At 44.0% G+C, this 4,297-nt stretch carries 7 protein-coding genes; all 7 read right to left on the bottom strand.

Going from position 1 to position 4,297, the window contains the following annotated elements:
- Positions 1-94 precede the first annotated feature (94 nt).
- Positions 95-1,267, bottom strand: a complete 1,173-nt coding sequence (locus B7Y67_RS11540) for a GNAT family N-acetyltransferase (RefSeq protein WP_293598768.1) — start codon at positions 1,265-1,267, stop codon at positions 95-97.
- A 14-nt stretch (positions 1,268-1,281) separates the two neighbouring features.
- Positions 1,282-1,668 carry a lactoylglutathione lyase gene (gene gloA, locus B7Y67_RS11535; protein ID WP_293598767.1) on the bottom strand — a complete coding sequence of 129 codons (387 nt, stop codon included), beginning with the start codon at positions 1,666-1,668 and terminating at the stop codon, positions 1,282-1,284.
- 90 nt (positions 1,669-1,758) lie between these two features.
- Positions 1,759-2,553, bottom strand: a complete 795-nt coding sequence (locus tag B7Y67_RS11530) for a peptidylprolyl isomerase (RefSeq protein WP_215387801.1) — start codon at positions 2,551-2,553, stop codon at positions 1,759-1,761.
- A 51-nt stretch (positions 2,554-2,604) separates the two neighbouring features.
- Complete coding sequence (locus B7Y67_RS11525; protein WP_293598766.1) at positions 2,605-2,889, bottom strand: BolA family transcriptional regulator; 285 nt, start codon at positions 2,887-2,889, stop codon at positions 2,605-2,607.
- Positions 2,886-3,434 carry a septation protein A gene (locus B7Y67_RS11520; protein ID WP_215387799.1) on the bottom strand — a complete coding sequence of 183 codons (549 nt, stop codon included), beginning with the start codon at positions 3,432-3,434 and terminating at the stop codon, positions 2,886-2,888. The genes B7Y67_RS11525 and B7Y67_RS11520 overlap by 4 nt, the downstream gene beginning before the upstream one ends.
- Positions 3,435-3,460: 26 nt before the next feature.
- Positions 3,461-3,874, bottom strand: a complete 414-nt coding sequence (gene msrB, locus B7Y67_RS11515) for a peptide-methionine (R)-S-oxide reductase MsrB (RefSeq protein ID WP_293598765.1) — start codon at positions 3,872-3,874, stop codon at positions 3,461-3,463.
- An 18-nt stretch (positions 3,875-3,892) separates the two neighbouring features.
- Positions 3,893-4,297 (bottom strand): protein adenylyltransferase SelO family protein (locus tag B7Y67_RS11510; protein WP_293598764.1); only part of this gene is annotated, 405 nt, incomplete at its 5' end.

Below are 4,297 nucleotides of genomic sequence, written 5' to 3'. Positions count from 1 at the left end.
GTGGTGCAGACTCCGATACAGGGTGAGTCAGAAGCATCATCACCAACCCCTAAAGAATTGGCTCCAACTTGCTCTGGTAGGTTATCGGAAGAAGTCATGACAGTACTTTAGACGATTTCAGGGGAATGTGTTGCTCGAGCTCATCAACATAAGCTGCCATACCTTCGTGCTCGCGATCTAAGAAACGTTTCACTGCATTTGCAAAGCCTGCATCTTCAATCCAGTGAGCGGACTGCAGAGTGGTAGGTATAAATCCCCGGGCCATTTTGTGCTCGCCTTGAGCGCCACCCTCAAACACTTGAATACCCTCCTTGATGCAATACTCAATTGCTTGGTAGTAAGCCAGCTCAAAATGTAAACAAGGAATATGTTCAATAGCACCCCAATAGCGTCCATATGCTGTTGCATTTGGTTTATCAACTACGAGCAAAGATGAGGCTATCGGCCGCTCATTCTGTGTCGCAATAATCAGATGAAAATTCTCGGGCATGCTGCTGCCAAGTAATTGAATGCAATCCTCAGTTAAATAAGGTGAAGAGCGGTGCTCTATATAGGTGTTTTCATAGCAACGATAAAAGAAGTTCCAATCACTTGCCACAGCAATCTCACCCGGAATATGTCTGTAACTGATTTGGTGACTCTCTACAGCAGCACGTTCTCGACGAATATTCTTGCGACGCTTCATCGTTAAGTTGGCAAGATACTGTTCAAAATTTTGATAGCCCTCGTTATGCCAATGAAACTGTACTGAGTCGCGCAGCATAAAACCTTGTTGCTTGAGTACACCCAATTCATCGTTTTCTGGAAAGAGTACGTGGGCAGAGGAAAGCCCGTTTTGAGTTACCAGTGTTTTTAAACCAGAGACAAGGATTTCTTGTATTACCCCTTTATCCGCATGAGGGGATACAAGTAGTCTTGGACCACGAACGGGAGTAAACGGAATAGCCGATAGTGCCTTTGGATAGTAAGGCATTCCGTTCTGCTCATATGCCTGAGCCCATGCCCAATCAAAGACAAACTCACCATAGGAATGTTGCTTAAGGTAAAGCGGCATTGCACCAAGCAATCTAGAGTTAGAGTCCTCAACTATGAGGTGGGCAACTTGCCACCCAGTATTGCCGCCTACACAGCCAGTTTTTTCCAGTGCATTAAGAAAGGCGTACTTGAGGAAGGGACCCGAATCAGACGCTAGTAGGGGGTTCCAATCACTCTCAGCAACATCTGAAAGGGCGTCGATGATTCGAAGTTGGATAGCTTCCTGTTTCAACTAAGGTACAGGATTCAGTGTTGAATTAACTCAATCTTGTAGCCATCAGGATCCGTAACAAATGCAATGATGGTATTCCCACCCATGACAGGGCCTGCTTCACGAGTGACATTGCCACCAGCGGCTTTGATTTTTTCACAGGCTGCATAGGCGTCAGGAACGCTGATGGCAATATGCCCATAGGCATCGCCAAGATTGTATTTATCGACACCATGGTTGTAGGTGAGTTCGATCTCAGACTGACCATCTGCATTCCCTTTTCCAAAACCTACAAATGCCAGTGAATATTTTTGTTCTGGACGTTCGGTTGTACGAAGCAAGTTCATGCCTAGAACTTTGGTATAGAAATCAATTGAGCGAGTCATATTGCCGACTCTCAGCATGGTATGTAGGATCATCATTGTTTAAATATAAAGCTAAATGTCGTTTTCTGTTGAGCAAGAAAAAACCCAGGGGATTAGCCTGGGCTTATGGGTTGGGGCAGTCAGACCTTATTGAATCTTCGCCTTAGCGCGCAGCTTTTGCATTAATTCAGAGAACTTCGCTTTTTGCCAGTTCTGGTCTGCTGTGATCATCTGCTTTAGCTGATCTTTGATTTCCTCCATGCTAGGTGCTTTGACATCACGTACATCATCTAACTTGATGATATGCCAGCCATATTGAGTCTTTACCGGCTTATCGGTAACCTGACCTTTTTTGAGCTGCACCATTGCCTTGGAGAACTCCGGTACGAGTGATTTATCACTCACCCAGCCAAGATCTCCACCATTTGGTGCAGAGCCAGGATCTTTAGACTTTTCTTTGGCAATTTGTTCAAAGTTACCGCCAGCCTTAATTTGCGCGGTAATCGCTTTTGCATCAGCTTCTTTTTCAACAAGGATATGTTCAACGTGATATTCGGTGCCGGTGTACTGTCCTTTAACTTGCTCATAAGCAGCTTTTAGCTCGGCCTCAGTGACACCTTCTCTTTCAACGAAGTCCTCAAATACAGCTGCAATTAACACCCCCATCTTAGACTGTTCTAATTGCTCACGAACAGACTCCTTCTGCGTGATGCCGCGATTATTTGCCTCTTGCAAGATCAGTTCACGCGTCACCAGCATTTCTCTACCTTGATCGCGAACTTGAGGGCTATCTGGCTGATTTGATTTTTGAATTAATTTGTCTAATTGCGCTTTAGGAATGGCCTTGCCATTCACGATGGCAGCATTTTGTGCATGAGCTGCTGAAGAGAGAAGTGCAAAGCTAATGGCACTAATGGTCAAAATTGGGCGTATGTTCAACATGGGCTAGAAAATATAAATTGAGATAAAAGAGAATCTTAAAGCAATCTGCGACTAATTAGTGCTTTCACTAGGGGTGAAGGCCAGAATGGTGAGGGCATGGATAGCATCAGGAAAATGCTTGTTGAGGGCAGCATAAACAGCTCTGTGCCTAGCCACCTTGTTCATACCCTCAAATTCTGGGGCTACGATTGTGAGCTTGAAGTGTCCGCCGCCAGAAGCTGCTCCAGCATGACCAGCATGAAGGTGGCTTTCATCTTCGATTATTAAATGGCTTGCCTGAAATGCAGCTCTTAAGTCGGACTCAAATAAGGCAATGCGATCTTGATTAATACTCATTCTGCAGGATGCTCCATGTGGCGACTGAGCCAAATGCCTTGAGCAATGACGAAGGCTACAAGCAGAGCTGTACTACCAAATAACTTGAAGTTAACCCACGTTTCTTCAGAGAACTCAAAAGCAATATAAAGATTGAGCGCACCCATCAAGAAGAAAAAGAATGCCCAAGCCATGTTTACTTGATGCCAAACCGATTTAGAGCTGTGCTCTTTTAGGGTGATTTGCTTGCCCATCAAAACTTGTATCCAGTTCTTTTGAAAAAACTGAGCGCTAATAAATAAAGCGCCTGCAAATAGCCAATACAAAGCCGTTGGTTTGAGTTGAATAAAAGTCTTATCGTGCAGGAATATAGTCAGGCTACCAAAAACCAGAATCATGACCAGGCTGACCCATTGCATCGCATCGATCTTACGATGTCGATAGTAAACCCAGAGGATTTGCCCAATGGTGGCAACCATAGCTACGATAGTTGCGGTGTAAATGTCTGCAAATTTGAATGCAATAAAAAAGAGGATGATCGGAAAGAGGTCAAATAGAAATTTCATGCGTTGATTATCCAGCTATTTCAGAATTATTCAGTTTTCGTGGCAGCGGCATTCTCAGAAGGTTCAAATCTTAAGGATGCTGAGTTAATACAGTAGCGAAGTCCTGTAGGCTGAGGGCCATCTTCAAATACGTGTCCCAAATGCGCATCACAATTGGTACAGCGGACCTCAGTGCGAATCATCCCATGGGACATATCCTTAACTTCGGTAATCGCTGTAGTGTTCTCAGGTGCGTTATAGCTAGGCCAACCACAACCTGCATCGAACTTGGTCGATGATTGAAAGAGGGGGGTATCGCAGCAAATGCAGCGATATTGACCATTTTCCCAGTGATCCCAGTACTTGCCAGTAAAAGGTCTCTCAGTTGCAGCCTCACGTGTTACTCGGTATTGAGTATCACTCAATGTATTTCTGTATTCCTGATCCGTTTTCTTTGTCATGGCAATGAATTTGTTTGATTAAGAAGAGCAACTGACTGCGACTCGCTGCAGATCCAGTGGCGGTGGTTTTGAATAATGATGCAATGCTAACTGCTCATCGAATGGCTTACTCAATATTCTGAATAAGACATCTACTTCAGAAAAATCATCTTGCTGAGCTTTTTCAATTGCAGCTTGAGCTAAGTGATTCCTCAGAATATATTTGGGGTTGACTGTATCCATCAAATTCTTTCTATCATCATCAGATGCAGTCTCGGATTGAAGTCTATTGATGTAGTCGGCAAACCATTGATCAATATGTTCACGATCGACAAATTCATCTCTTTGTAAGATCTCTGTTAGCTTGGATTCTTTATTGAGATTACTTAGATTTCGAAAGAAGTTCGTGAAATCCACTTTTGAATCATGCATGGCCTGGAGTAG

The organism is Polynucleobacter sp. 35-46-11 (genome assembly GCF_002281105.1).
Note: the sequence above shows the minus strand (reverse complement) of the source record. Positions and strands in the feature narration are given on the sequence as shown.

Excerpts from the sequence above, each read along its gene's own strand:
- B7Y67_RS11530 (WP_215387801.1), bottom strand. The coding sequence starts at position 2,553 with ATGTTGAACATACGCCCAATTTTGACCATTAGTGCCATTAGCTTTGCA.
- B7Y67_RS11520 (WP_215387799.1), bottom strand. The coding sequence starts at position 3,434 with ATGAAATTTCTATTTGACCTCTTTCCGATCATCCTCTTTTTTATTGCA.
- B7Y67_RS11525 (WP_293598766.1), bottom strand. The coding sequence starts at position 2,889 with ATGAGTATTAATCAAGATCGCATTGCCTTATTTGAGTCCGACTTAAGA.
- gloA (WP_293598767.1), bottom strand. The coding sequence starts at position 1,668 with ATGATGATCCTACATACCATGCTGAGAGTCGGCAATATGACTCGCTCA.
- msrB (WP_293598765.1), bottom strand. The coding sequence starts at position 3,874 with ATGACAAAGAAAACGGATCAGGAATACAGAAATACATTGAGTGATACT.